This is a genomic window from Streptococcus parasanguinis, from assembly GCF_016648855.1.
Lineage (GTDB): Bacteria > Bacillota > Bacilli > Lactobacillales > Streptococcaceae > Streptococcus > Streptococcus parasanguinis_L.
Genome location: NZ_JACLQU010000012.1, coordinates 14085 through 36134, shown reverse-complemented (window position 1 = coordinate 36134; position 22050 = coordinate 14085). Strand labels below are relative to the sequence as shown.

The following is a 22050-nucleotide window of genomic DNA, read 5'->3' as shown; positions in this document are numbered from 1 at the left end:
AAAGTGGGTTCCCCCACCTTCCGTTTTGTGATATTGTTAGAATCCAAAGTTAGAGAAATTTGGAGCACTTGGAATAAATCCTACGGCTACTTGTTCTAAAATACGAGCATTCACATAAATGACAAAGATGGCAATGAGAAGCAAGACAACAGATGATGCTACTAGAAGCAAGAATTTATCTGCTTTAAAGCTTGTCTTATTCAATCCTTGATGAACGACATAGCATGTTCCAACAAAGAACAAGAAGAAAATAAGGAAGTTTACAAAGCCATAAAATTCATAAACTTTTACAAGACCTACTAAGAAAGCAAGAAGGGCAAGTGGCAAAGTGTAAACAGACAAACGTCCAAACTCTTCAAATGAACGACCGTAACTGTATTCCTTATCTTGAAGAACCACACGACGAACAAAGAATCCAGCTACTTGGAAGGCGTAAACGCTAAAGAATAGGGAAATCAATGTCAACATAAAGGCACGGAAATCCATTCCATAACCACCTGTAGCTCCACTAGCTGTGAAGAAAGTTGATAGGGTCAAGACAAAAGCAGTCAAGACATACTGTAAAATTCCGTTAAGAGCTTTTGGATTTTCTACAGCAGTTGGACGTTTCAAAGCTGAAAGGAACCAATTCCAGTAACCACCAACGGCTACACCAAATTGACTTGGTTGGGCAGGATAAGGTTGCCCTGGTTGACCTTGGTAAGGAGCTTGTTGATAAGCTGCTTGAGTAGGTTGTTGGTAGGCTTGTTGTGGAGCTTGTTGGAAAGCAGGTCCATTCGCTGGAGCAGCTTGAGGGGCCGGTTCTTGAACTGGAGCTGCTACTGGTTCTTCAACAGGTGCAGTTGGTGCTGCGACAAACTCTGGAGCTTGAGGAGCTGCTACTGGTTCTTCTGTAGGTGCAGTTGGTGCTGCGACAAATTCTGAAGCTTGAGGAGCTGCTACTGGTTCTTCAAAAGGTGCAGTTGGTGCTGCGACAAACTCTGGAGCTTGAGGAGCTGCTACTGGTTCTTCTGCATGAGCTGCTGGTGCTGCAACAAACTCTGGAGCTTGAGGAGCTGCTGGCGCTGCAACAAACTCTGGGGCTTGTGGAGCAGCAACTGGTTCTTCCACAGGTGCAGTTGGTGCTGCGACAAATTCTGGGGCTTGTGGGGTTTCTGGAACCACTACTTCTTCTTGAAATTCTCCTGCAGCCAGTGCTTGAGCAATTTCTTCTGCACTAGCAGAACGACCATTTACGGCTTCGAAATAATCCAGCCAATCTTGTTTTGACATAATGAATCTCCTTAACTATTGTTTATACTAGGGTATTATACAAAATTTCTGAACCATTTTCAATGAAAGACTGGAAAATCCCTGTAATATCTTTTGAAAAACATACAAATTCTACTCATTTTTAGAAATTAGTAAAGAAAACGACCTCTTTTCAGAGGTCATTTTTTAGGATTCAAATGCATCCATGCCACCTTGGACGTTGGTCACATCATAGCCTTGCTCTTCCAAAAATTGGCAAGCACGTGCTGATCGTCGACCAGACTTGCAGATGACATAATAGGGATGATCCTTGTCTAATTCCTGGTAGCGATCTGCTAACTCAGATAAGGGAAGAAGACGAACCCCATCTAAGTGAAGGGCATCATATTCCTCCTGCTCGCGTACATCAAGAACGTGTATGTTTCCTTTTTGATAAGCTTGGTAAAAGCTTGAAAATGGAATTTCTTTCATGATTTCTCCTGTAAGATATGTTATGGAAGGGTTAGGATTTCATAGTTAAAGTCAATAGACTCTAAAAATCGGAACAAGTCTTGGGTTTTAATAAAGATGGTTTTTTCGTTAGTATTGGGATGGAAGGTCATGATTTCCTCTGACACAATATCCTGATCAAAATAGACCCGAATATCTTTTTCTTCATTGTTCAATAAACCAAATGGAGAAACCGTTCCTGGCGGTAATTGCATTTTTTCAGCTAAAGAATCTGCTGAAGCCATGCGGATCCGGTTGGCTTCCACTTGCTCTTTGAAATCATCCATATCCAATGGCTTCTGGTCATCCATGATGAGCAAATAGTATTGAGTTTTCTTTTTGTTGGTCAAAAACATGGTCTTAGTGCGGACACCTTCTAAGCCTTCAATATAAGAATCCGCCTGCTCCGTCGTGAATGCAGGTGGGTGTTCCACCACATCAAATGAAATTCCTAACTCATCTAATTTTTCTTTAACTTGTTGATAAGGATCCATCTTCGCTCTCCTTTATTTTTGAATGATCTCTTGTACTAAGGTTTGCAATTCTGGCACCACCTCTGCCTCAAACCAAGGATTTTTAGCCATCCAGATTTGATTGCGAGGGGAAGGGTGAACAAGTGGAAAATAGGTTGGCAAATAGTCTTTAAAATGGTGAACGCGTTCGGTTACTTTGCCACTAACCTTCTCATGAAGGTAGTATGCTTGGGCATATTGTCCAATTAAGAGGGTCAACTCAATATCCGGACACTCCTTGAGGAGTTGAGGGTGCCACTTTTCCGCAAAGCCTTTGCGAGGTGGAAGGTCACCAGATTTTCCATGACCTGGGAAATAAAAGTCCATGGGGATGACCGCAAACAAACCAGAATTATAAAAGGTGTCTTCGTCAACTCCTAACCATTCGCGCAGGCGGTCACCACTCTTATCCTTCCAGTAAATACCGGCTTCTTCCGTCTTCATCCCTGGAGCTTGTCCGATAATATTGATACGAGCTGTCTTTGGGGCTGCAAAGAGTGGCTCGATCCCTTTATCTGTATATTCTTTATTTTGAGGATCTGCCATAATGGCTTGTTTAATGCTTTCAATCCTTGACATAAGTCCTCCTTCTATGGAAAAACTCAGCCAGAAAAACCGGCCGAGTAGCGGATTATTTGATTAGTTCATAGATGGCTTCTGCGTAAATAGCTGCTGCACGATAGAGATCTTCAACATCTGCGAACTCATTAGCTTGGTGCATAGTATTGACATAGTCTGGGAACATAGCACCAAAGGCAACCCCACGTTTCAAGAGGCGACCAAAGGTACCACCACCGATCACTTGTTCATGTCCTTTGAGGCCAGTTTGTTTTTCGTAAACACGCAAGAGGGTGGATGCCAATTCATCATCCATCGGAACATAGTGAGGTGTGTGACCATGGGCTGACAAGCTTACTGTAGCCACTCCTTCGATCTTTTCAAGGGTGGATTTGATGGTTTCAGGATCTGTACCTTGAGGGTAACGGATATTGAGGGCAATAGTGTTGTCTGCTTGGCTTTCATCAAAATGGAAGACACCTGCATTCATGCTCAATGGTCCCATTTTGGCATCTGTATGGGCAATACCTAATTTTTCACCAGCAAAATCTTCGTGAAGAAGTGAAGCTGTCACATGAAGGTAAGCCTTAGCAGCACCACCAAAATCAAATTGGTTCAACAAGAGAGCCAAGTAGGTCGCACCATTAATTCCATCTTCAGGAGTTGATCCATGAGCAGATTTCCCAACAATCGTAACGGTATAGGTTTCTTCATCAACAGTTGAGATTTCATACTTGAGCTGGTGTTCCTTGGCAAAGGCATCTAAGAGGCCAGCAAGATCTGGAAGTTGTCCAGAAACGACTGCAGTCGCCGACTCTGGTACCATGTTTTCACGAAGGCCACCTGTAAAGCTATGAAGATGGGCAGTTCCTGTGTTGTCATTTCCAAAATGAAGGTACTCAGTGATGTTTCCTTTTTCCCCATTGATGATTGGGAATTCCGCATCTGGTGAGAAGCCAAAATCTGGCTCAGGAAGTCCGACATGTTTGAAATAGTAATCCATGTCGCCCCAGCCCGATTCTTCATCCGTACCGACAACAAAGCGCACGCGCTTAGAAACAGGGAGTCCTAGGTCTTTAATGATCTTCAAACCATAGTAGCAGGCCATTGTAGGCCCTTTATCATCAGACGAACCACGCGCATAGAGCTTACCATTGATAATTTCTGGTTTGTATGGATCTGTCTTCCAACCACTACCTGCAGGCACGACGTCCATATGGGCAAAGATCCCAAGTTCTTCTTCTCCTTCACCAAAGGTAAAGTGACCGGCATAATTGTCGACATTCTTGGTTTCATATCCATCACGTTTGGCAATTTCCAAGAATTTTTCAAGAGCTTTTACAGGACCAGGTCCAAAAGGATGCTCTGCATCTGCATTGCTGTCATCGCGTTCAGAATTGATTTCCAAGAGGCTGTATAAGTCAGCCATCATCTCATCGCGACGTTTTTCTACTTCTGCTTTAAAGTCAACTGTTGTCATGAATTCCTCCTCGATCTTCTATTTGCTAATTGGCTTAGCGTTTGTCAATGATTTCGTCCACTGGTAAGCGATAGCTCGGCTCTACTTTTTCAGCCGCATAGCCAACCGTAATCAAAACTTCTGGACGGAAACGCTCTTCGATGTCCAATACTTCATTGATTTTTGATTTATCAAATCCCAAAATAATATTGGTTCCAATGCCTTGGTCCGTCAAAGCCAATACCAAGTTCATAGCCACAAGACCGGCATTCAAAGCCAAGTAATCGCTTGTCTGTTGGGCATCATAGCGTGCAAATTCAGCAGGAAGGTTTTGCATAAAGTATTGCAACTGCTCGTCTGTGAAGTTTTTCACCCCACCGACACGCGCAATCTTGCGAGCCCGTTTTTGCAAATCAGTATCAGTAAAGAGGGCGATGGTCACAGGTGCTTCCATAACTTGATCGTAGTTTGCACCATAGGCTAATTTTGCCAATTCCGCATTTTTTTGACGAACGACCACAAATTTCCAAGGCTGGCTATTGTGGGCACTAGGGGCCAAGGTTGCGATCTCAATGGCAGTCCGTACATCTTTTGGATCGACCGGTTGGTCAGTGAAATGCTTGATCGCATGGCGTTTTTTATTGAGCTCTAGAAATTTCATAAGCTTCTTCCTTTTCTATTTCTGTTACCTCTATTTTAACACAAAATGAAAGAGCTTGCAGGGTTTTACAGCCTAAGATTGTGAAAAAAGAAGCGGACATTTTAAAGATCCGCCTCTTTTGGGATAGGTTGAATACACAAGAGATCTACCTATGATTCATTGAAAAAATTGAAATAGGCAGCTACTTCTTTGGCATAACCGTATTTCTCAATTAAGCCAGTTAGGAGCTCGATGTTATGACCCCGATAGTTATCCTCGCGTCTCAATTCTTCGTACATCTCAATAAAGGGAAGGCCCTTGTCCTTAGCATCTTGGAGCTCTGCTTCATAGTCATAGGCCACCTTACGAAATTGCAGGTTGGTCATCCCATCTTCTTCGACATCGATCAGAGCATACTGGGCCCTGTGGTTTTGAATTGGTTCCCAGTCAAAATAAGGCATACCAATAGTTCCTGGATTAAGGATCTGTTGGCCCTGACTGCCATAGCGAAGCAACTGTTTGTGGACATGACCGTAGATCGCCAGATCCGTCTGATCATCCAGCAACTGGTCAAAGTTCTCCGTCGCATTAGCTGGACGCAAGTCTCCACCGTAATTCTTTTCTGGCAAGTTGTGGGTCAGTGAAAAGCGAATACCGTTGACCTCCTTCTTCTCTACCAAGGGAAGGGAGCGAAGCCAATCGATCCGCTTAGGATCTAGTCCTTCCATGAGGTACTGAGTGAGACGAAGAAGTTGGATCTCCTGCGGATCCTCAAGGCCGTACTCACCATCCAAAGCCTCTAGGACACAATCGTCCCAATTTCCACGAACAGCCGCTGTAATCGGAATCGCATCCAGCAATTCAAAAAGGTCCTCTCTTCCAGGCCCCGGAAGCAAAATGTCCCCTAAAAGCCAGTATTCTGTCGCGCCTTGAGCACGCGCATCCCCAATCACTGCCTCCAGGGCTGTCGTATCTCCGTGTATATCAGATAAAATGGCGATTCGATGGTTCATATCTACTCCTTTATGGATTGAAAAATCTGTGTGCCTTAAGTATAACAAAAACGAGCAAAAATAAAAAATGTGATCACACTTGGATATCACATTTTAAACGACCAGTCATCATTTGATTTCAAAACCATAAAAATATTTTCTTCCTTCGACCCAGTCTCGCTTGGAAACATCTTCAATGTAATCAATCATATTATCGATATCTTTTCTTGAAATTGTTTCGTTAACTTTTACTGGAACCCTTTTACCAGTAAATGTAGAAAGGAGAGCAGATTGAAGGTATTTATGAAACTTACCTTCAACTTGGATACCAGTATACAATGAAGTCATGATTTCCTTAGCAAACATTCCCGGAAAGACAGGAGAGCCCTTATAGTAATAGGTATCTGGTTCTTTCTGTTCGCTTACTAACGACCATAATTCTTCAACCTCTTCTTCGGTTGCTTCCTCCGTCGATAATTTCTGATCATAAAAATAATCATCCAATGCATCTTGGATCGCATATTCAATGTCTGAATCGCTATCTTCCCACTCGTCCCAAAGTGCAAGCAAATAAGGAACTACTTCATAGGACATCGTGTCCACAGCACCAGTGACAAATGTAAAAATAGCAAATTCTGACACATCGGATAAACATCTAAGATTGGAAACATCCCTTAAATCTTCATTGGTGCATACCGAGCAAAACAATCGAATACACAAATTTAAGACAGATTCATCTTTCGTTTGATTCATCAGTTCAATCAACAATGGTTTAACTGAAAAATCCCCCTTTTTTAATATCTCTGCAATCAGTAAAATACTTTCTTTTTCATCAGAAATAGACTCTAGATTAGTTTTCAACTCTTTAAGAGACAAAGGACTAACCCCACCAAAATCTACTCCTGTCAGTAGTAAGTTATTTTCCATCAAACCTAAAATCCATTCGTTCCTATTGTATTTTAAGACGTGTGATCACATCTCGCCCCGCCTAAATCAGCATACAATAAAACTAGTATAACAAAAACGAGTACAAAACGTGAAAACCATCCACATGAATATGAATGGTTTAGACTATATTATAATAAGGTTCTAGAATGAACTAGATATTCCCTTCATCATCGGCTTCTTCATCCTCTACAACCTCTACATTCAAGTAACCATTATCTAGGTATTCTTCATGAGTGATTTCACCGCTATGATACATAAATTGCTTATTTAATTTTATGGACATTTGCTTAAACTCTGAAAAGCTATCTGCTAATCCGTCTAGAGCCAAAAAGACATCTACAAAACCAGTTGTATAATCTTGATCTTTTGATGAAGAAATCTTATCTTTCTTTTTGTCTAACAAGGTAATTCCATTTTTTAATTGCTCCAAGTAGTCTTCTATTTCATTCTCACAAGTTTTTAAATCAATAAGATATTCAGAATTATCTATATGCTGATTAATATTTAATTGTTCAAAAAAATCGATATATTGTCTTATTAGTTTGCTTACTTCAATCATTTATTTAGTCTCCACCCTGTTTCTGTATTTGAGTGATTTACTAATCCATCTATATAATTTACAAAATTTCTTTCATCATGAACCACTTGGATCAATTTCATCTGAAATTTTAAGTAGCATATCACATAATTCTTCAAAGTCCAAAGCGAGATTGCGTACACCCACTATTAACTGTGAAAATGCTTCTCTATCTATTTTTTTACCTTGTATTATAGAATTGGCTAACTTTTCATTTCCTTTTTTAATCCAATCTACATGATTTGGAATGTAGTCTGATAAATAGTCTGCAAAGTCACCTAGATCGTCTACTGGAAATTTCACCTCGGATTGACTTGTTTGAATCAATGAAATATTTTCTAAAACCTTTTTCAATTCTTTCTCAATTGTCATTTTATTGTTCTCCAGACATCCTCATCAGAAAACATCAGTTCACCTAGTTCTTCTGTGTCTTCTGCGATCCCTTCATAACTAGCAATCATATTATTCAATACTTCTAAAGTTATTTCACCCGTAACATCCTTCATAGTCACTTTAGTTCCTAAAATGTTTAATTTTGTTAAAACTTCTCTAATTTTCTTTAATTCATCTAATTTCAAATCATTGACTGACATGACTGGTTCTTGTTTTTCAATTCTAGACTTTATTTCACTTAAAGAAAATGGGGTAAACTCTCTTAACACCTTATAGGACATTGTTTGATTTGTAATGTGATTAATGATTAGATCTACTGTACTCATTACTAGTTCCTTTTATTGAAAATTATCCATCATATCATTACGTATTTGCAGAATATTCCCCTATTCAATCTTCCCTACCAGTGCGGTTATTAATAAGATATGCTCATACATCTTGACCTTATCTAGATGCTCCACATCTTTGAATCCACCTAATGCTAACAAGGGTACAAAGCCAAAACACTGATCATAATCTAACGAACCATATTTTTCAATAGCTTCATGGTAAAGCGGTAGGTCAAAATGTTTTGTAATATGATTACTATCTATAAAATTCAAAAAATGAGTAAAGTTTTTTATCATGATATTAAAACTGCTATTTTTGTATTTAATAATTCCCACATATTTGTTTTCTTCCCAAGTTATGATATCTCCAAATGCTGTCGCAAATATTGGAATAGAAATATCACCCCTAAAATACGAATCTCTCACTAATTCACTATAGTCATCTGGGTTTATGACTATTAGGTAGCCATTCAAAAAGGTAGCCAAACCTTGGTTTTCCCAAATCTCAACCAATTCAACAGGGACTTTATCCTTATAATTTCAATCACCTCTTTAGGCATGTCTGCAACTTTTACAAAATCTGAAATCATCGTCCAACCTTTTAGTCTTTCTGTCCTTCAGTTTCTTTTTGACTTTCTTGTTTTTCACTTGAGTTCAATTTTTCTTGCACTGCCTTTGCCACTGATCGCGGAACACCGACTGTGACAATTTCATCTACAGTGGCCTCTTTGATCTTGGTCAGTGACTTGAAGTGTTTCATCAGCAACTGCTTGCGTTTTGGTCCCAAACCTTCGATGCCATCCAGCTGGGAGGAGAAGGAATTCTTGGATCGGAGCTGGCGGTGGAAGGTGATGGCGAAACGGTGGACCTCATCCTGGATCCGTTGGAGGAGGAAAAATTCCTGCGAGGTTCGAGAGAGTTCGATGACTTGGAGGGGATCACCGAAGAGCAATTCATGGGTCTGGTGCTTGTCATTCTTTTGCAAACCTGCAATGGGAATATCTAACCCCAACTCGTCTTGGATGACTTGCTTAGCGACATTAACCTGACCCTGACCCCCATCTATGACGATCAGATCTGGTGGCGTCAGGCCATCCCGCATAACCCGGCTGTAGCGTCTGCGAATGACTTCTCGCATGCTGGCATAGTCATCTGGTCCGACAACGGTCTTGATCTTGTACTTGCGGTAGTCCTTTTTGCTTGGCTTCCCATTGACAAAGACCACCATGGCAGATACGGGACTGGTCCCCATAATGTTGGAGTTATCAAAGGACTCAATGCGCACAGGAGTTGGAATTTGCAGGAGTTTTCCAAGATTTTCAATGGCACCTTGGGTCTTCTCCATGGATTTTTCAAGGAGATTGAACTTCTGCTCCAGACTGACACGCGCATTCTTAATGGCCAGATTGACCAATTGTTTCTTCTCCCCACGCTGGGGTTTGAGGACCTTGGTATCCACTAGTGCCTTGACCGCTTCCTCATCGATATCCTGAGGGATAAGGATTTCATTAGGAATCAGGTGAGATTTCTCCTGGTAAAACTGCCCCACATAGGTCAACAAATCCTCGTCTGGATCATTGTAGTATGGAAAGAGATTGACGTCACGCTCAATCAGCTTGCCCTGACGGACAAAGAAGACCTGCACACACATCCAGCCCTTGTCCACGTAGTAGCCAAAAACATCCCGGTTCTGCAAATCCTTGGCCATGACCCGCTGTTTGGTCCGCAGGGTCCCAATAGCCTGGATCAGATCCCGATACTCGGCTGCCCGCTCGAATTCCATGTTTTGCGCAGCGGTATTCATCTTGAGCTTGAGCTCATCGATAATCTTGTCATCCTGCCCTTTGAGGAAATCAGAAACCTCCTGGGCCATGCCCTTGAAATAAGCCTCATCCTTGTGGCAGACTGTGTGGGCCATACATTGCCCTAAATGGTAATAAAAGCAGACCTTGGAAGGGGGATTGGTACACTTGCGGAAAGGAAAAATCCGGTCCAAAAGCCTTTTGATCTCATTAGCCGCTCCTACGTCTGGATAGGGACCGAAATAGAGACCGCCATCTTTTTTGACCTGGCGCGTGATGATAAGACGGGGATAACGCTCATTGGTAATCTTGATGAAGGGATAGGACTTGTCGTCCTTGAGCATGATATTGTACTTAGGCTTGTTCTCCTTGATCAGGTTGATCTCAAGAAGCAAGGCCTCAATATTGGACTCAGTGACGATAAACTCAAAATCCACAATCTCAGATACCAGCGCTTCTGTCTTGGTATCGTGGCTTCCTCTGAAATAGGACCGCACGCGATTGCGAAGATTCTTGGCCTTGCCCACATAGATGATGGTACCGTTCTTGTCTTTGTGAATGTAACAGCCCGGACTCGTCGGCAAGAGCTCGAGCTTGGATTTAATCAAGTTGTTCATACTCTCTATTATAGCAAAAAAGGGGGAGCTAGTCCCTCAGTGTAATGTGTTTAAAATGCTTCGTTTTTTTTAAGTCTCTTTTACAAATTTGACTTTTATTCATCCTGTAGCATATCTAAAAACTCTGTAAAGTTATTTGCTACTAACTCTATAGCTGGCTCTAGCTCGTACGATTCTTCGTGATACCAGATACAAATACTTGGATTTTCGGAATCCTTGACATAATTTAGACAAACAAAATCACCACCGAACAATGCTGCTATGGGGATTAGTTGCATTCCGACATAATCTTCATCAAAGACAATGCGCCCTTCTAATTGTGTACTCAGCACTCCGATATCATAAACCTCTTCTGGTTTCTCACCTGAAATAGCTAGTATGGCTAAAAAGCGATCGATTACTTTCTCGTTATTCCCAAAATGAAAATACCGTTTTGACGGAATCAATCCATTCTCATTCTTTATAAATTCCTAATAATCTTCAGGTAGTCGAACTTTCCACGCAGCTTCTCTTTCCTGTAATAGCGCATCAGTTGGCAGGGGGTAGATGATTGATTGATCTTGTTGGGACATACCTTTATCTCCTACAATTGCTTGTTTTTTACTTCCTCGAACCATTTTTCAAACTCCAAACGTGGAAGCAATTCTTCATCCTTGTCGTAACGTCCTTCATAGCTATAGCGACTGTCAAGGCTGTTTTTTTGAACATCATAAATCAACCACATTTCAGTTGGGTGTTCGCGATTGTATTCTTGGCAAATATCAATCATTGCCTCTACATCCTTGATACCTTCCTTTAACAAGGCAGTTTGTAAACTAATATCAACATGAGAGTCTTTAGGTAAATAATCATTTACTAAGTGTTTGTGTACAATATTTCCCTTAATCTCATAGAAGAGATTAAAACTATACAAACTGTCCGCTATCGCATAAATAAAAATTTTATCTACTTGATTTTGGACATATTCCAGCGCTAACGAAATCATGCTTGCTTGGACTTCCATAAATTTATCTTCAAATTGTGTCATTGCAATAATCCTATTCTCTTTAATTCGTTTATGGCCTCTTCCTTAGATGGTGATTTGCCAAGCGCAAGGAAGTCTTTAACATCCTGTACGTGATCATAAAAATTAAAATTGATCTCTTTTAAATTCTCAATAAAATTCTCTATCAAAGAATCGTCGATATTTTCCAATGGAGATGGTAGCTTTTTCTTATTTTCATATGAATAAGCTACTTTTGCAATGGTAGCTATTGCATAAGTCATATTATCCCAGGATGGCACATTCGCCTCATTATCATATAATTGCATATAGATAAAAAGTCCGCCAAAGTCTGTGCCATCATCTAATAGAGCATAGAGCTTATCTCCACCTCTATCTTTATTCTCCAAAAAGTCCCAACAAACATCGAAAGCAGAGCGAATCTGAGGTTTATAGGGTGTTTCCAGTTGATCAACGATTGCTTCTGAAAAAATTAGCATAAAATAACTATCAAACATATTTTCTCCCTGTCTAGTGCTAGCTAGATAAGAAATTTTGGGACAATCTCATCGTTAATAAAAGTGCTAAATCAATATTTCATCTGAATTTCACGAAGTAGATCTCCAAAGTAATTGTCAACCAAAGGATCATTCAAAATTAGTTCAAGGTCTAGTGCTGATAGTTGGTCCGCTAATTTTTGATTTTCAGCTACCAGTTGCAGGTAACTCGAAACATAAGCTTCTAGCGTTTCCTCATCAACACTTTCAATTGTTTGGGGAAGATACTTTTCTCCAGATTGCTGATACAAATGATAGCAAATCAAAGCAAAATAATTGGCAATACAGCTCCATACAAGAGAATTAGTCTCCTTGTCCAGCTCCATAAAAGTTAAAATACCATACTCATCCAGATTTTCCAATCGATCATAAAGAATATCGGGACTAATCTCACTTTTGTTATCTAGTGCTTGACTTGAGAGCTTCAAGGATTCACGAACAAACTCCATATAATCTTTATCGCTAATATAATCCACTAGATTGTAAGTCAACTTTTGTAAAAAATCTAGTAAGTTCGCATTCCATTCCATAATTTTATCCTCAAGTAAGCTACCCTTGTATGTTATTTACAGAGATTCTATATTATTATTACTCTCTCTATTATAGCAAAAAGAGGGATCTAAAACGATCCCTCTTTGCTAATAATCGATCAAGCTCACCCCTTAAGATTGGCCATCTGGAAGAGCGGAATCACATAAGGAACAATAGACATCAGGATAGTCAATAGCACGAAGAACCAGAACCAGAAGGAAGCGAGGGCACGCTGGAAAACTCCTGGCTGTGGTTTATTGGCTTGAATATAAGCCTTGATAGCTGGCCATTTGGTCGCAAGAACCACTATCATGACAATGGAACCAATGGCTAAAACACCGATTTGGAGCCAATTCGCTAGTCCCTCGTCCACATGATAGGCCACATAATGCAAGCCTTGGGAAATCACAAAGTTATTGAAAATGTGATAGAAAATAGCCCACCAGATATTGTATTCAAAGGCAATGTAGCCGAAACCTAGACCAATGATACTCGCGAAAAAGAGCTGGTCAAAATTGGCATGGAAGAGACCAAACAAGATAGCCGTCATGACAATGGCAAAAATCTTCCCATACCGTTCCAAGCCTCGCAAGCCTGCCCCACGGAAGAAGAATTCCTCTGTTATTGGACCAAAAAAGCCAGCATACAAGAGCATGGTCCATGATCGCTCAATCGTATCACCTAGATCGGGGGTTGGAGAATGAAGGCCAATGGTCTCAAACATGCGCTCAATCACTTGTGTCATCACAGATGAAAAGACTTGAGAAAAGCCAAGAAAGGCGAGAAGAATAAAGAAGACTGAAAGAGTCATCTTACGCCCCTTGTGCTTAAGATCATATTTATAAAGGGCCTTCTTGCGATAGGCATTAAAGAGAAAGAGTCCAATGGAAATAGAGATAAGGTAGGGAATACCAGCCCAAACATTCAGGGCATTGAGTTTTTCCGTTACTTGACTTGGATCTTTTCTGAGAGAGCCTGCTATGGTCAATCCAAGGAGGACTTCCCACAGGACGGTTACCAAGGTCATTACCAAGAGATAAATGGCAAGGGTCCCGGAATACCTTCCTATATCTTTTTTAGGGTCTAATAATCGGTTGTATTGGTTCATTTCTTCCTCCTAGAAAATAGATAAAAACTCGCACACATTCCTTCGTATAAGACAAAGAAAATCAAAAAGGCATGCATAAAGTAGTCTTCTGGTAATGCAAGAATAATCGAATCCACGCGCGGATCAAAGAGCCAAGTATTGTCCCCAGCAAATAAGACCTGATGAAAAAGCGTAAAGAATTGATCAAAACCAATTATAACAGTCATCACTGCAAGCACTACTGGTAAAACCATCATCCAAAAGAAGAGACTTCGGTACAAGGCCAGGTAGCCTTTTTTGACGACTGTCCGCATAAAATGGATAAAACCAGGTAGAGTGACCAAGAAAACGACCGTCACCAAATGAAACAGGTACTTGACAGCCTCAAAATGGTGCAAACCATTTTTTGAAGAGGGGAATTGAGGCATCTTCAACACCCATTGAAAAGGATTGGTCAAATAGTTCATCAAGACATTAAAATTCTTCATGATGACTGAAGCCGAAAAACCAGTTCGACTTTGAATCCCCAACCAATGAATCTCCACGGGATAGAGGGCCCAAGCGAGAGCAATGGTGAGAAGAATCGTAGCTGACAAGATAAAGAAAAATTGGTTGATTGATTTCAAACTTCTAAGCATCAAAATCCCACTCCGCTAAACTGGAAACAACATGTGTCGGTGCAATTGGTAAGGTCGGCACTTCTTCTGGTTTGGTAAAACCTGTCGTCACCAAAAGGGTTGGAATCCCATTGTCAATACCAGCACGAATATCTGTTAGATAATTATCCCCTACCATAACGACTTCTTCTCTTTCAAACCCCAGATGTTCAATAGCCTTATCCATGATGATGGCCTTTGGTTTCCCAATGATCACTGGCTCGACCCGTGTCGCTGCTTCGACAAGGGCAATCAGGGATCCTGCTCCTGGCATCAAGCCACGCTCTGTTGGAATGTTCAGGTCCGGATTGGTCCCAATAAAGTGTGCTCCTTTTTGAATCGCCAAGGTCGCAATAGCAAACTTCTCATAATCCACTTGCCAATCGAGGCCAATCACCACATAATCAGGTGCTTCTTCATCGATGATATAGCCAGCTTCTTCAATAGCGTCTTTGAGCCCCGCTTCTCCGATCACATAGACCTTTTTGCCCAAATTTTGGTCATTCATGTAGTCAATGGTCGCAAGGGTAGCTGTATAGATGGTCGAAACAGGGGTTTCAATGTTGAAGTGAGTCGCCAGCATATCCCGAACAGTCTCTGGTGTACGGGTTGTGTTATTGGTGACAAAGAGATAGGGAATCTCACGCGCCTGCAATTCATGAACAAAAGCTTCTCCTGCAGGAATTCGTGATTTTCCTTTGTAAATAGTGCCATCCAAATCAATCAAATAGCCCTTATAGTGCATTTATTCTTCCTTTTCTGTTTCCGTTTCGTCATGTAACTTCTCTGCATCGACTCGTCCACCAGAACCATATAAGAGCAAGGCTCCAGCATAGAGGACAAATTGTAACACCAAACCTGTAAAATTAATCCCTTGACTTCCCGATTGGGTGAACAAGAAGGATGCTACCATGAGGATGACAATGGTCAATAACAAGCCTATCACGGTTGCCTGATCCACACTGATTTGATAAACCGTGCGTTTAGTGCTCCGATTTTTCCCGTCAGACTTAGTTTCTGGTTGCAAATTCTCGACAAAATCCGTCACTAAGGTCGCAGCGAGGCTGACTGTTGTGCTAAAGAGCACGCCTTGAGACAAGCGGTGATAGAAATTGGACCAGAAGGATCCTGATTGGCTAGTAATCCCAATCGAGAAGATCATGACCGGTAAAAGAAAGGCCAAGGTGAAATGGATCCAGACCCGATACCAGCGTATATCTTCTCTTAAAAAGCGATTAAAACTCTCTAAATTCAAGCGATAGCGGAAAAATTTATAAATTTCCTCTACCAGGATGATGCCCAAAGCACAAAGAGTCAAGAGCCAATCTCCCAACATGTACAAAGGGTTCTTTTGACGCTTGGCATAGGCCACAACCCGTTTTTGATAGCTTTCAAGTTCCTGTTTTTTATTTTTTAATCTTCTACTTTCCATAATTCCAACCCTTTTCTTCTACTTCTTCCCACTCAATTTCAGCTTGGGCATTGATCTGACTATCTGAAGTAATTTGGTGCTGAGTTTTCAAGCCCTCTTGTTCATATTGAGAGGTGATGAGACCTCCTGCTAGCACTTCTTTGACATATTTTAGATGAACTTTTTTAGGGATATGATGGGTCAAGAAGTCTGCTCCCATCACCTCAAAAACCCAGTCCAAGTACTTGCTATTGTTGACATGTCCGTTCATATCCAAGTCGTAAAACCGAACCCGGTATTCTTGTTCGACGCCGCCTTCTAATTCTTTGAAACGGGGACCACGGAGCATGGTTTTTGAAAATTCAGAGTCAAAGGCATCCGTGATTTCACTCATAACAGGATGAACCTTGCGTGTATCACGATCCATCAAGACAAAGGTCGCGACCATCTCAATGATAGTATTTCCTGCTTCATCCTTGATATTAAAGGCCCGGTAGCAGAAAAGTCGATTGTGACTCTTGGCATAGGTTTCGATAGTGATTTTCTCATCAAAAACAGGGAGACGCTCGATCTTCATATTGTAATCCGTGATAATCCAGACTAGATTGTAGTTCTCTAAAATGTACATATCACTCATACCCAGCTCAATCGATTGCATGCCCGATACCTGTAAAGACAGCAAGATCAATTGGGGAATCTTAATATAACCATTGACATCGCTCATATCAAACGGAATTTTCATGCTGTATTCAAATGTTTTTGCCATTTTCTACTCCAAAATAAACTTCTCTGCTACAGTGTCTGCTAAAAAGAGACCTTTCTTGGTCATTCGTACAATGTCCTTGTCAGGGACCAACAGGCCCTGCTGGGTCAATTCCTCAACCACTGATCCATATTGTTGGTCAAAATTCACACCAAATTTTTCTTCAAAACGCTTCTTGGAAACGCCTGTTTTCTTACGTAGTCCTAGAAACATCTCTTCTTCCATCATTTCTGTCTGAGTCAGATGCTCTTCTTGGACACGCGCATTTCCCTCTTCGACAGCTTGCATATAGTGACGAATGGGGCCATGATTCTTGTAGCGAATCCCATCGACATAGCCGGATGCTCCAGCTCCCAGACCATAATACTCAGCATTGTCCCAATACATGAGATTGTGTCGACTTTCAAAACCAGGCTTGGAGAAATTAGAAATTTCGTAATGCTCAAAGCCCGCTCGCTCCAACTCCTGAATAATGTATTCAAACATCTCTGCTTCCAACTCCTCTTTTGGTAGAGGAAGCTTGCCCCGTCTCATGCGATTCATAAAGACTGTGTGATTCTCCAGAATCAAGCTATAAAGACTCATGTGGGGAATGTCAAGGGCACGAGCCTTAGCAACATTCTCTTTGACCTGGTCCATGGTTTGTGTCGGAAGCGCATAGATGAGGTCGATCGAAATATTGTCAAAACCAGCCAGCTTCAGACGGTCGATATTGTCATAAATGTCCTGCTCTTGGTGACTTCGACCAATCTTCTTGAGCAAGCGATTATCAAAGGTCTGCACGCCCAATGAAACCCGATTAACTGGCGAATCCTTCAAGACCGCAATCTTATCCGGATCCAAATCACCAGGATTGGCCTCGATCGTCAGCTCTTCCATCTGAGACAGATCAAGCGACTTGGTCAGTTCCTTGAGCAGATAGGCTAGCTGATCTGCAGATAAGGCTGTCGGTGTCCCACCCCCAATATAGAGAGTCCGTAAGTGTGTGATTTCTTCCCGACGAAATTCTTGGATCAAATGATCCAAATAAGCATCGACTGGTTGGTTCTTAATAAAGACCTTCGAAAAATCACAATAAAAACAAATCTGGGTACAAAATGGGATGTGGACATAAGCGGACGTTGGTTTTGTATGCATATCTTTAATTATACCATAAAATCCCCCCGAGTCCGAAAAGAAAAGGGAATAAGAAGCAAGGAATTCCTTGACATTAACGAATAAAAGGAATAGAATAAATCTAATCATATTCGGAGGTAAGGAGATATGAACAACTAAGTTTCGTTAAATAAAATACTTTATTTAGTGGACTGCTTGTTCTATCTCTTTTTGTGTACCCTCTCGCCTATTCTCCAACCATTTGTTGGCTAAATAAGGTTTTTTTCTGCTTGGGTTCCACATGAATACAGCTCTACTAAATAGGTAGAGCTGTTTTTTGTCCCAGTAGAAAGGAATCTTATGCTAAAACTATCCCACCTCACTATCCGACATACAAAAGATTTACGCGATCTGGTTCGTGATCTGTCCCTAACCATTCATGAAGGAGAAAAAGTTGCCATTATTGGCGAAGAAGGGAATGGAAAATCTTCCTTACTTCAGGTCCTCATGTCCCCAAAATCTCTACCAGATTATCTGACCATAGAAGGAGAAATCACCACTTCCTTTCACTCCTATGCCTATATTCCCCAAACTTTACCGGAAGCTTTGAAGGGAAAAACCTTGGAAGATTATTTTTTTGGAGAGGACGAGCTAGACTATGCCAGCCTCTACAGATTGGCTGATCAATTGCATTTTAATAGCGAGCGCTTTGCAAGCGATCAAGCTATCGGAAGTCTATCTGGAGGAGAAGCCCTCAAAGTCCAACTGCTTCACGAACTTTGTTGTCCTCATGAATTGCTATTTTTAGATGAACCTTCAAATGATCTGGATTTGGAGACCTTGGATTGGCTCCAGCAGATGATCCAAACGAGTCCCCAAACCATCCTATTTATTTCCCATCATGAAGATTTTTTGACTCAGACGGCGGATACCATCATTCACCTCAGACAGATCAAACACCGCAAGGAGGCTGAAACCATTGTAGAGCACCTAGGCTATCAAGACTACAGTAATCAGAGGGAGCAACAATTCAAGCAACAGTCTCAGCAAGCGGCCAACGATCAACGAGCCTACAAGAAAACAATGGAGAAGCACCGTCGCGTCCGTCAGCAAGTCGAAACATCCTTACGAAACACCAAGGATAGCACTGCCGGACGTCTCCTAGCAAAGAAAATGAAGTCCCTCCTCTCACAAGAAAAGCGCTACGAGCGAGAATTCCAATCCATGACTTCCCAACCCTATGATGAGGAAATCATCAATCTGCATTTCCCTCCCCTCACTCCCTTGTCTCCTCAAAAACGAGTCCTTCTCTTAGATCAGGAAGAGCTCGCAATTGGTGACCGTGTCCTGGTCAAGAACCTCTCTCTTACTCTTCTAGGACAGGATAAAATAGGGATTATCGGTTCCAACGGTGTAGGGAAATCCACTTTTCTAAAAATGATCTGGGAGATCTTACGGAAGAATGAAAGTATTCGCACTGCCTATATGCCTCAAGATTACACTGAACGCCTTCCTTTGACTCAGACACCGGTTCAATTTCTACAGCATTCAGGCGATCGCGAAGAAATCAACACCATTCAATTGCATTTAGCCTCCCTCAACTTTACTTATTCTGAAATGCACCATCCTATCTCTGAACTTTCTGGTGGCCAGCAAGGCAAACTCTTTCTCCTTCAATTAGTACTCACAAGTCCCCAGTTTCTGCTCTTGGACGAGCCTACTCGCAATTTTTCCCCCACTTCCCAACCAGAAATTCGTCGCCTATTCGCAGACTACCCAGGCGGACTGGTTACAGTATCCCACGATCGGACCTTCCTCAAGGAAGTCTGCCAAAAAATCTATCGTCTGACTGAAAATGGTTTGGTAGAAATAGAGTCGCTCTAACGTAAAAAAGATTGGCCAAAACCAATCTTTTACATTGAAAATAAAGTCCTCTTAGAAACTTTCCTTAGGTGAGAACGGACGTCAGCGAACTTCATAGAAGTTCCATGACTAAATCAAGATACAGAGGGCGTCTGCGGATAAAGTCAAAATAGGAAGTTTGACGCAGAATCTTTAGATTCTAGGAGAACTTATCTTTTTGACACAATCCGCAGCCCGTGTTCAATTCGTTTTGAACCCCTTCGCTTTTCAATTTTTAGGCTCAGGCTAAAACAGTTCCCCGAACTGTTTTACTCTCAAAACTCCCGAGTGCTTGAAACCATTAAGTTTCAGGCACTTTTCTCACGGCGAAAAGTTTCAATAGAGGATTGGATAACTCTGAATTTGTTAGATTTGTATAAAAGAACAGTTCGTCAACGTTCTCCAAACTTGGTTTTGACCAATTATTTTATCTAATTTTGTCCTGCCTCTTGTCCCATTTCTTGGGTGCGTTTGTAGGCTGCTTCCACACCTGCAATAATATCGCCCCGAAGGCCGACTTGTTCTAAGCGATTGACTCCTGCTATGGTTGAGCCACCTGGGCTACAAACTGCATCCTTCAAGCTTCCAGGATGTTGCCCCGTCTCTAAGACCATACTGGCAGCCCCTTTGAAGGTCTGAGCCGCCATCTGAAGAGACTGACTACGTGGTAATCCCAAGGCTACTCCTGCATCCGCCATGGCCTCGATCATCTGATAGACAAAGGCTGGACCACAGCCTGCAACAGCCGTTGCAGGATCCATCAATTTTTCTTCGATTTCATAGAGAACTCCTGCTCCTGCTAGAAGCCGGTTGACTTGGGCTAGCTGTTGGTCTGTCACTACTTGGGAGCGGGCTAAACTGATGACACCCTGACCAATAGCTACGGGCGTATTAGGCATGATGCGGATGAGACCCACCCGCTCATTTTTAACTACACTTGCCATTTGCTCCAGTTCCAGACCTGCTGCCATAGAAACCAACAGGAGATTGGAACGTTGGCCCAAAATATCCTGGTACTCTTCAAGTAAAGGGCAGATTTGGTAGGGTTTGACACCTAAAAAGATGACCTCCGCCTCTTGAAAGACTTGTTCAAGATCAGACGCCGTTCCCCCATACTGGCTGATAAACTCTTCCACCTTTTGTGGGGAACGATTGACCAAGAGCAGGTCTGTGCTAGCCACTTCTTTTGCGACCGCTTTGGCCAGACTAGCTCCCATATTTCCAAGACCGATAAATGCTACTTTCATGACTTACCTCACTTGACCATTTCCACTGACGATATACTTGTAACTAGTCATCTCCCGCAGTCCCATTGGTCCACGCGCATGGAGTTTCTGCGTCGAGATCCCCATTTCACAACCTAGGCCAAATTGACCCCCATCTGTAAAGCGTGTAGACGCATTGACATAAACGGCTGCTGAATCTACTTGCTTTGTAAAATAAGCGGCTGTCTCAGGATTTTCAGTCACAATGGCATCCGAATGATGGGTGCTGTGGGCTTCTATGTGGTCCACCGCTTCCTCAACTCCATCAACGACCTTGACTGCTAATATATAATCTAAAAATTCGGTATCAAAATCCTGCTCCTGTGCTGCTGTTCCCGAAATGATGGCCTGTGCTTGCTCATCTAGGCGCAACTCAACGGATCTTTCTCGTGCATCCACTAAGCGCTCTTTGACCAAAGGCAAGAAATCAGACGCGATCGCTCGATCGACCAACAAGACCTCCATAGCGTTGCAGACAGAGGGGCGACTGGTCTTGGCATTTTCAATAATCGCTAGGGCTTTCTGGAAGTCAGCCTCCTTGTCCACATAGACATGAACAATTCCAGTTCCTGTCTCGATCACGGGGACAATGGCATTTTCAACCACCGCTTGGATCAATCCAGCACCACCACGTGGAATGAGCAAATCTAGATAGCCCTTAGCCTTCATCATAGCAAGGCTGGAAGCTCGACTCGTATCTTGGATCAATTGGAGAAGGTCTGGATTGAGTCCGACTTCTTCCAATCCAGCCTTGAGTGCGGTCACGATCGCTTGGGCAGAATGAAAGGCATCCTTTCCAGTACGAAGAACCACTGCATTTCCACTCTTGATGGCAAGCGCTGCAGCGTCTGACGTTACATTTGGACGGCTTTCATAAATGATCCCAATGACGCCCATAGCGACTCGAACTTTCTGGATTTCAAGGCCATTTTCCAAAACTTCAGTATCCAGCACTTCCCCAATCGGATCTGGCAGATCGATTAAAGCACGGATCCCTTCTGCCATCCCTTCAATCCGCTCTTGATCAAGAAATAGACGATCTAGCATGACTTCAGAGATCTTCCCGCGTGCCGCTTCCATATCGATTTGATTGGCTGCTAAAATGGCTTCCGTCGCTTTCAGAAGCTGGCTGGCCATAGCTTCTAAGGCCTGATTTTTAAGAGCTGTACTGGCCGTATTGATGCTTTTCTTAGCCGATCCCGCTAAGGCAAATTGTTCTTGTGTTGTTTCCATA

24 protein-coding genes and 2 pseudogenes are annotated in these 22050 nt (G+C 42.1%); 1 reads left to right on the top strand and 25 read right to left on the bottom strand.

Annotation, left to right across the window (positions count from 1 at the left end; all coding sequences use genetic code 11):
* Positions 1 to 36 precede the first annotated feature (36 nt).
* The 23 genes and pseudogenes from H7T92_RS07890 to hemW form a co-directional block, all read right to left on the bottom strand.
* Positions 37 to 1272: a DUF6574 domain-containing protein gene (locus H7T92_RS07890; RefSeq protein ID WP_201037467.1), complete on the bottom strand. Its 1236-nt coding sequence runs from the start codon at positions 1270 to 1272 to the stop codon at positions 37 to 39.
* Between the two features lie 165 nt (positions 1273 to 1437).
* Positions 1438 to 1722 (bottom strand): rhodanese-like domain-containing protein, encoded by a 285-nt coding sequence (locus H7T92_RS07885; RefSeq protein ID WP_070665315.1) that lies wholly within the window; start codon positions 1720 to 1722, stop codon positions 1438 to 1440.
* A gap of 20 nt (positions 1723 to 1742) precedes the next feature.
* Entirely contained in the window at positions 1743 to 2234 is a 492-nt protein-coding gene (locus H7T92_RS07880) for a prolyl-tRNA synthetase associated domain-containing protein (protein ID WP_070665314.1), read from the bottom strand.
* A 12-nt stretch (positions 2235 to 2246) separates the two neighbouring features.
* The gene (locus tag H7T92_RS07875) at positions 2247 to 2831 is read right to left on the bottom strand and encodes a uracil-DNA glycosylase family protein (RefSeq protein WP_070662394.1); all 585 of its coding nucleotides are present in this window, start codon (positions 2829 to 2831) and stop codon (positions 2247 to 2249) included.
* 52 nt (positions 2832 to 2883) lie between these two features.
* Positions 2884 to 4290, bottom strand: a complete 1407-nt coding sequence (pepV, locus tag H7T92_RS07870) for a dipeptidase PepV (protein ID WP_201037466.1) — start codon at positions 4288 to 4290, stop codon at positions 2884 to 2886.
* Between the two features lie 34 nt (positions 4291 to 4324).
* Complete coding sequence (locus H7T92_RS07865; RefSeq protein WP_003001591.1) at positions 4325 to 4930, bottom strand: nitroreductase family protein; 606 nt, start codon at positions 4928 to 4930, stop codon at positions 4325 to 4327.
* Positions 4931 to 5079: 149 nt separating this feature from the next.
* The gene (locus tag H7T92_RS07860; protein ID WP_201037465.1) at positions 5080 to 5922 is read right to left on the bottom strand and encodes a metallophosphoesterase family protein; all 843 of its coding nucleotides are present in this window, start codon (positions 5920 to 5922) and stop codon (positions 5080 to 5082) included.
* Between the two features lie 108 nt (positions 5923 to 6030).
* A complete protein-coding gene (gene imm47, locus H7T92_RS07855; protein ID WP_201037464.1) occupies positions 6031 to 6828 on the bottom strand; it encodes an Imm47 family immunity protein in 798 nt (265 codons plus the stop codon).
* 172 nt (positions 6829 to 7000) lie between these two features.
* Complete coding sequence (locus H7T92_RS07850) at positions 7001 to 7408, bottom strand: hypothetical protein (protein ID WP_201037463.1); 408 nt, start codon at positions 7406 to 7408, stop codon at positions 7001 to 7003.
* Positions 7409 to 7483: 75 nt separating this feature from the next.
* Positions 7484 to 7798 carry a hypothetical protein gene (locus H7T92_RS07845; protein ID WP_201037462.1) on the bottom strand — a complete coding sequence of 105 codons (315 nt, stop codon included), beginning with the start codon at positions 7796 to 7798 and terminating at the stop codon, positions 7484 to 7486.
* Positions 7795 to 8145: a hypothetical protein gene (locus tag H7T92_RS07840; RefSeq protein WP_201037461.1), complete on the bottom strand. Its 351-nt coding sequence runs from the start codon at positions 8143 to 8145 to the stop codon at positions 7795 to 7797. The genes H7T92_RS07845 and H7T92_RS07840 overlap by 4 nt, the downstream gene beginning before the upstream one ends.
* 60 nt (positions 8146 to 8205) lie before the next feature.
* A pseudogene (locus H7T92_RS07835) lies at positions 8206 to 8738 on the bottom strand (T6SS immunity protein Tdi1 domain-containing protein).
* An 11-nt stretch (positions 8739 to 8749) separates the two neighbouring features.
* Complete coding sequence (gene uvrC / locus H7T92_RS07830) at positions 8750 to 10567, bottom strand: excinuclease ABC subunit UvrC (RefSeq protein ID WP_201037460.1); 1818 nt, start codon at positions 10565 to 10567, stop codon at positions 8750 to 8752.
* 95 nt (positions 10568 to 10662) lie between these two features.
* Positions 10663 to 11139, bottom strand: a pseudogene (locus tag H7T92_RS07825) (SMI1/KNR4 family protein).
* A gap of 11 nt (positions 11140 to 11150) precedes the next feature.
* On the bottom strand, positions 11151 to 11594 hold the full coding sequence (locus H7T92_RS07820) for a hypothetical protein (protein WP_024055615.1): 444 nt from the start codon (positions 11592 to 11594) through the stop codon (positions 11151 to 11153).
* Entirely contained in the window at positions 11591 to 12067 is a 477-nt protein-coding gene (locus H7T92_RS07815) for an Imm6 family immunity protein (RefSeq protein ID WP_024055616.1), read from the bottom strand. The genes H7T92_RS07820 and H7T92_RS07815 overlap by 4 nt, the downstream gene beginning before the upstream one ends.
* A gap of 71 nt (positions 12068 to 12138) precedes the next feature.
* The gene (locus H7T92_RS07810; protein WP_024055617.1) at positions 12139 to 12636 is read right to left on the bottom strand and encodes an Imm6 family immunity protein; all 498 of its coding nucleotides are present in this window, start codon (positions 12634 to 12636) and stop codon (positions 12139 to 12141) included.
* A 125-nt stretch (positions 12637 to 12761) separates the two neighbouring features.
* A complete protein-coding gene (locus tag H7T92_RS07805) occupies positions 12762 to 13745 on the bottom strand; it encodes a CPBP family intramembrane glutamic endopeptidase (protein WP_201037459.1) in 984 nt (327 codons plus the stop codon).
* The gene (locus H7T92_RS07800; protein ID WP_021153376.1) at positions 13742 to 14362 is read right to left on the bottom strand and encodes a TIGR01906 family membrane protein; all 621 of its coding nucleotides are present in this window, start codon (positions 14360 to 14362) and stop codon (positions 13742 to 13744) included. Before H7T92_RS07800 ends, H7T92_RS07805 begins: the two co-directional genes overlap by 4 nt.
* Positions 14355 to 15125 carry a TIGR01457 family HAD-type hydrolase gene (locus H7T92_RS07795; RefSeq protein ID WP_201037458.1) on the bottom strand — a complete coding sequence of 257 codons (771 nt, stop codon included), beginning with the start codon at positions 15123 to 15125 and terminating at the stop codon, positions 14355 to 14357. The genes H7T92_RS07800 and H7T92_RS07795 overlap by 8 nt, the downstream gene beginning before the upstream one ends.
* Positions 15126 to 15812 (bottom strand): hypothetical protein, encoded by a 687-nt coding sequence (locus H7T92_RS07790; RefSeq protein ID WP_049474586.1) that lies wholly within the window; start codon positions 15810 to 15812, stop codon positions 15126 to 15128.
* Positions 15802 to 16557 (bottom strand): acyl-ACP thioesterase domain-containing protein, encoded by a 756-nt coding sequence (locus H7T92_RS07785; RefSeq protein ID WP_021153379.1) that lies wholly within the window; start codon positions 16555 to 16557, stop codon positions 15802 to 15804. The genes H7T92_RS07790 and H7T92_RS07785 overlap by 11 nt, the downstream gene beginning before the upstream one ends.
* Positions 16558 to 16560: 3 nt before the next feature.
* A complete protein-coding gene (hemW, locus tag H7T92_RS07780; RefSeq protein WP_195623168.1) occupies positions 16561 to 17691 on the bottom strand; it encodes a radical SAM family heme chaperone HemW in 1131 nt (376 codons plus the stop codon).
* 318 nt (positions 17692 to 18009) lie between these two features.
* Here hemW and H7T92_RS07775 point away from each other — a divergent pair, with 318 nt between their 5' ends.
* Complete coding sequence (locus H7T92_RS07775) at positions 18010 to 19533, top strand: ATP-binding cassette domain-containing protein (RefSeq protein ID WP_201037457.1); 1524 nt, start codon at positions 18010 to 18012, stop codon at positions 19531 to 19533.
* A 449-nt stretch (positions 19534 to 19982) separates the two neighbouring features.
* Here the strand turns inward: H7T92_RS07775 and proC are convergent, their stop codons facing one another.
* Positions 19983 to 20798 (bottom strand): pyrroline-5-carboxylate reductase, encoded by an 816-nt coding sequence (gene proC, locus H7T92_RS07770; RefSeq protein WP_195529671.1) that lies wholly within the window; start codon positions 20796 to 20798, stop codon positions 19983 to 19985.
* Between the two features lie 3 nt (positions 20799 to 20801).
* Entirely contained in the window at positions 20802 to 22049 is a 1248-nt protein-coding gene (locus H7T92_RS07765; protein ID WP_201037456.1) for a glutamate-5-semialdehyde dehydrogenase, read from the bottom strand.
* Between the last annotated feature and the right edge of the window lies 1 nt (position 22050).

What these genes read in the sequence shown, in the direction of transcription:
- H7T92_RS07890 (WP_201037467.1), bottom strand. Translation starts at nt 1,272, where the DNA reads ATGTCAAAACAAGATTGGCTGGATTATTTCGAAGCCGTAAATGGTCGT.
- H7T92_RS07885 (WP_070665315.1), bottom strand. Translation starts at nt 1,722, where the DNA reads ATGAAAGAAATTCCATTTTCAAGCTTTTACCAAGCTTATCAAAAAGGA.
- H7T92_RS07880 (WP_070665314.1), bottom strand. Translation starts at nt 2,234, where the DNA reads ATGGATCCTTATCAACAAGTTAAAGAAAAATTAGATGAGTTAGGAATT.
- H7T92_RS07875 (WP_070662394.1), bottom strand. Translation starts at nt 2,831, where the DNA reads ATGTCAAGGATTGAAAGCATTAAACAAGCCATTATGGCAGATCCTCAA.
- pepV (WP_201037466.1), bottom strand. Translation starts at nt 4,290, where the DNA reads ATGACAACAGTTGACTTTAAAGCAGAAGTAGAAAAACGTCGCGATGAG.
- H7T92_RS07865 (WP_003001591.1), bottom strand. Translation starts at nt 4,930, where the DNA reads ATGAAATTTCTAGAGCTCAATAAAAAACGCCATGCGATCAAGCATTTC.
- H7T92_RS07860 (WP_201037465.1), bottom strand. Translation starts at nt 5,922, where the DNA reads ATGAACCATCGAATCGCCATTTTATCTGATATACACGGAGATACGACA.
- imm47 (WP_201037464.1), bottom strand. Translation starts at nt 6,828, where the DNA reads ATGGAAAATAACTTACTACTGACAGGAGTAGATTTTGGTGGGGTTAGT.
- H7T92_RS07850 (WP_201037463.1), bottom strand. Translation starts at nt 7,408, where the DNA reads ATGATTGAAGTAAGCAAACTAATAAGACAATATATCGATTTTTTTGAA.
- H7T92_RS07845 (WP_201037462.1), bottom strand. Translation starts at nt 7,798, where the DNA reads ATGACAATTGAGAAAGAATTGAAAAAGGTTTTAGAAAATATTTCATTG.
- H7T92_RS07840 (WP_201037461.1), bottom strand. Translation starts at nt 8,145, where the DNA reads ATGAGTACAGTAGATCTAATCATTAATCACATTACAAATCAAACAATG.
- uvrC (WP_201037460.1), bottom strand. Translation starts at nt 10,567, where the DNA reads ATGAACAACTTGATTAAATCCAAGCTCGAGCTCTTGCCGACGAGTCCG.
- H7T92_RS07820 (WP_024055615.1), bottom strand. Translation starts at nt 11,594, where the DNA reads ATGACACAATTTGAAGATAAATTTATGGAAGTCCAAGCAAGCATGATT.
- H7T92_RS07815 (WP_024055616.1), bottom strand. Translation starts at nt 12,067, where the DNA reads ATGTTTGATAGTTATTTTATGCTAATTTTTTCAGAAGCAATCGTTGAT.
- H7T92_RS07810 (WP_024055617.1), bottom strand. Translation starts at nt 12,636, where the DNA reads ATGGAATGGAATGCGAACTTACTAGATTTTTTACAAAAGTTGACTTAC.
- H7T92_RS07805 (WP_201037459.1), bottom strand. Translation starts at nt 13,745, where the DNA reads ATGAACCAATACAACCGATTATTAGACCCTAAAAAAGATATAGGAAGG.
- H7T92_RS07800 (WP_021153376.1), bottom strand. Translation starts at nt 14,362, where the DNA reads ATGCTTAGAAGTTTGAAATCAATCAACCAATTTTTCTTTATCTTGTCA.
- H7T92_RS07795 (WP_201037458.1), bottom strand. Translation starts at nt 15,125, where the DNA reads ATGCACTATAAGGGCTATTTGATTGATTTGGATGGCACTATTTACAAA.
- H7T92_RS07790 (WP_049474586.1), bottom strand. Translation starts at nt 15,812, where the DNA reads ATGGAAAGTAGAAGATTAAAAAATAAAAAACAGGAACTTGAAAGCTAT.
- H7T92_RS07785 (WP_021153379.1), bottom strand. Translation starts at nt 16,557, where the DNA reads ATGGCAAAAACATTTGAATACAGCATGAAAATTCCGTTTGATATGAGC.
- hemW (WP_195623168.1), bottom strand. Translation starts at nt 17,691, where the DNA reads ATGCATACAAAACCAACGTCCGCTTATGTCCACATCCCATTTTGTACC.
- H7T92_RS07775 (WP_201037457.1), top strand. Translation starts at nt 18,010, where the DNA reads ATGCTAAAACTATCCCACCTCACTATCCGACATACAAAAGATTTACGC.
- proC (WP_195529671.1), bottom strand. Translation starts at nt 20,798, where the DNA reads ATGAAAGTAGCATTTATCGGTCTTGGAAATATGGGAGCTAGTCTGGCC.
- H7T92_RS07765 (WP_201037456.1), bottom strand. Translation starts at nt 22,049, where the DNA reads ATGGAAACAACACAAGAACAATTTGCCTTAGCGGGATCGGCTAAGAAA.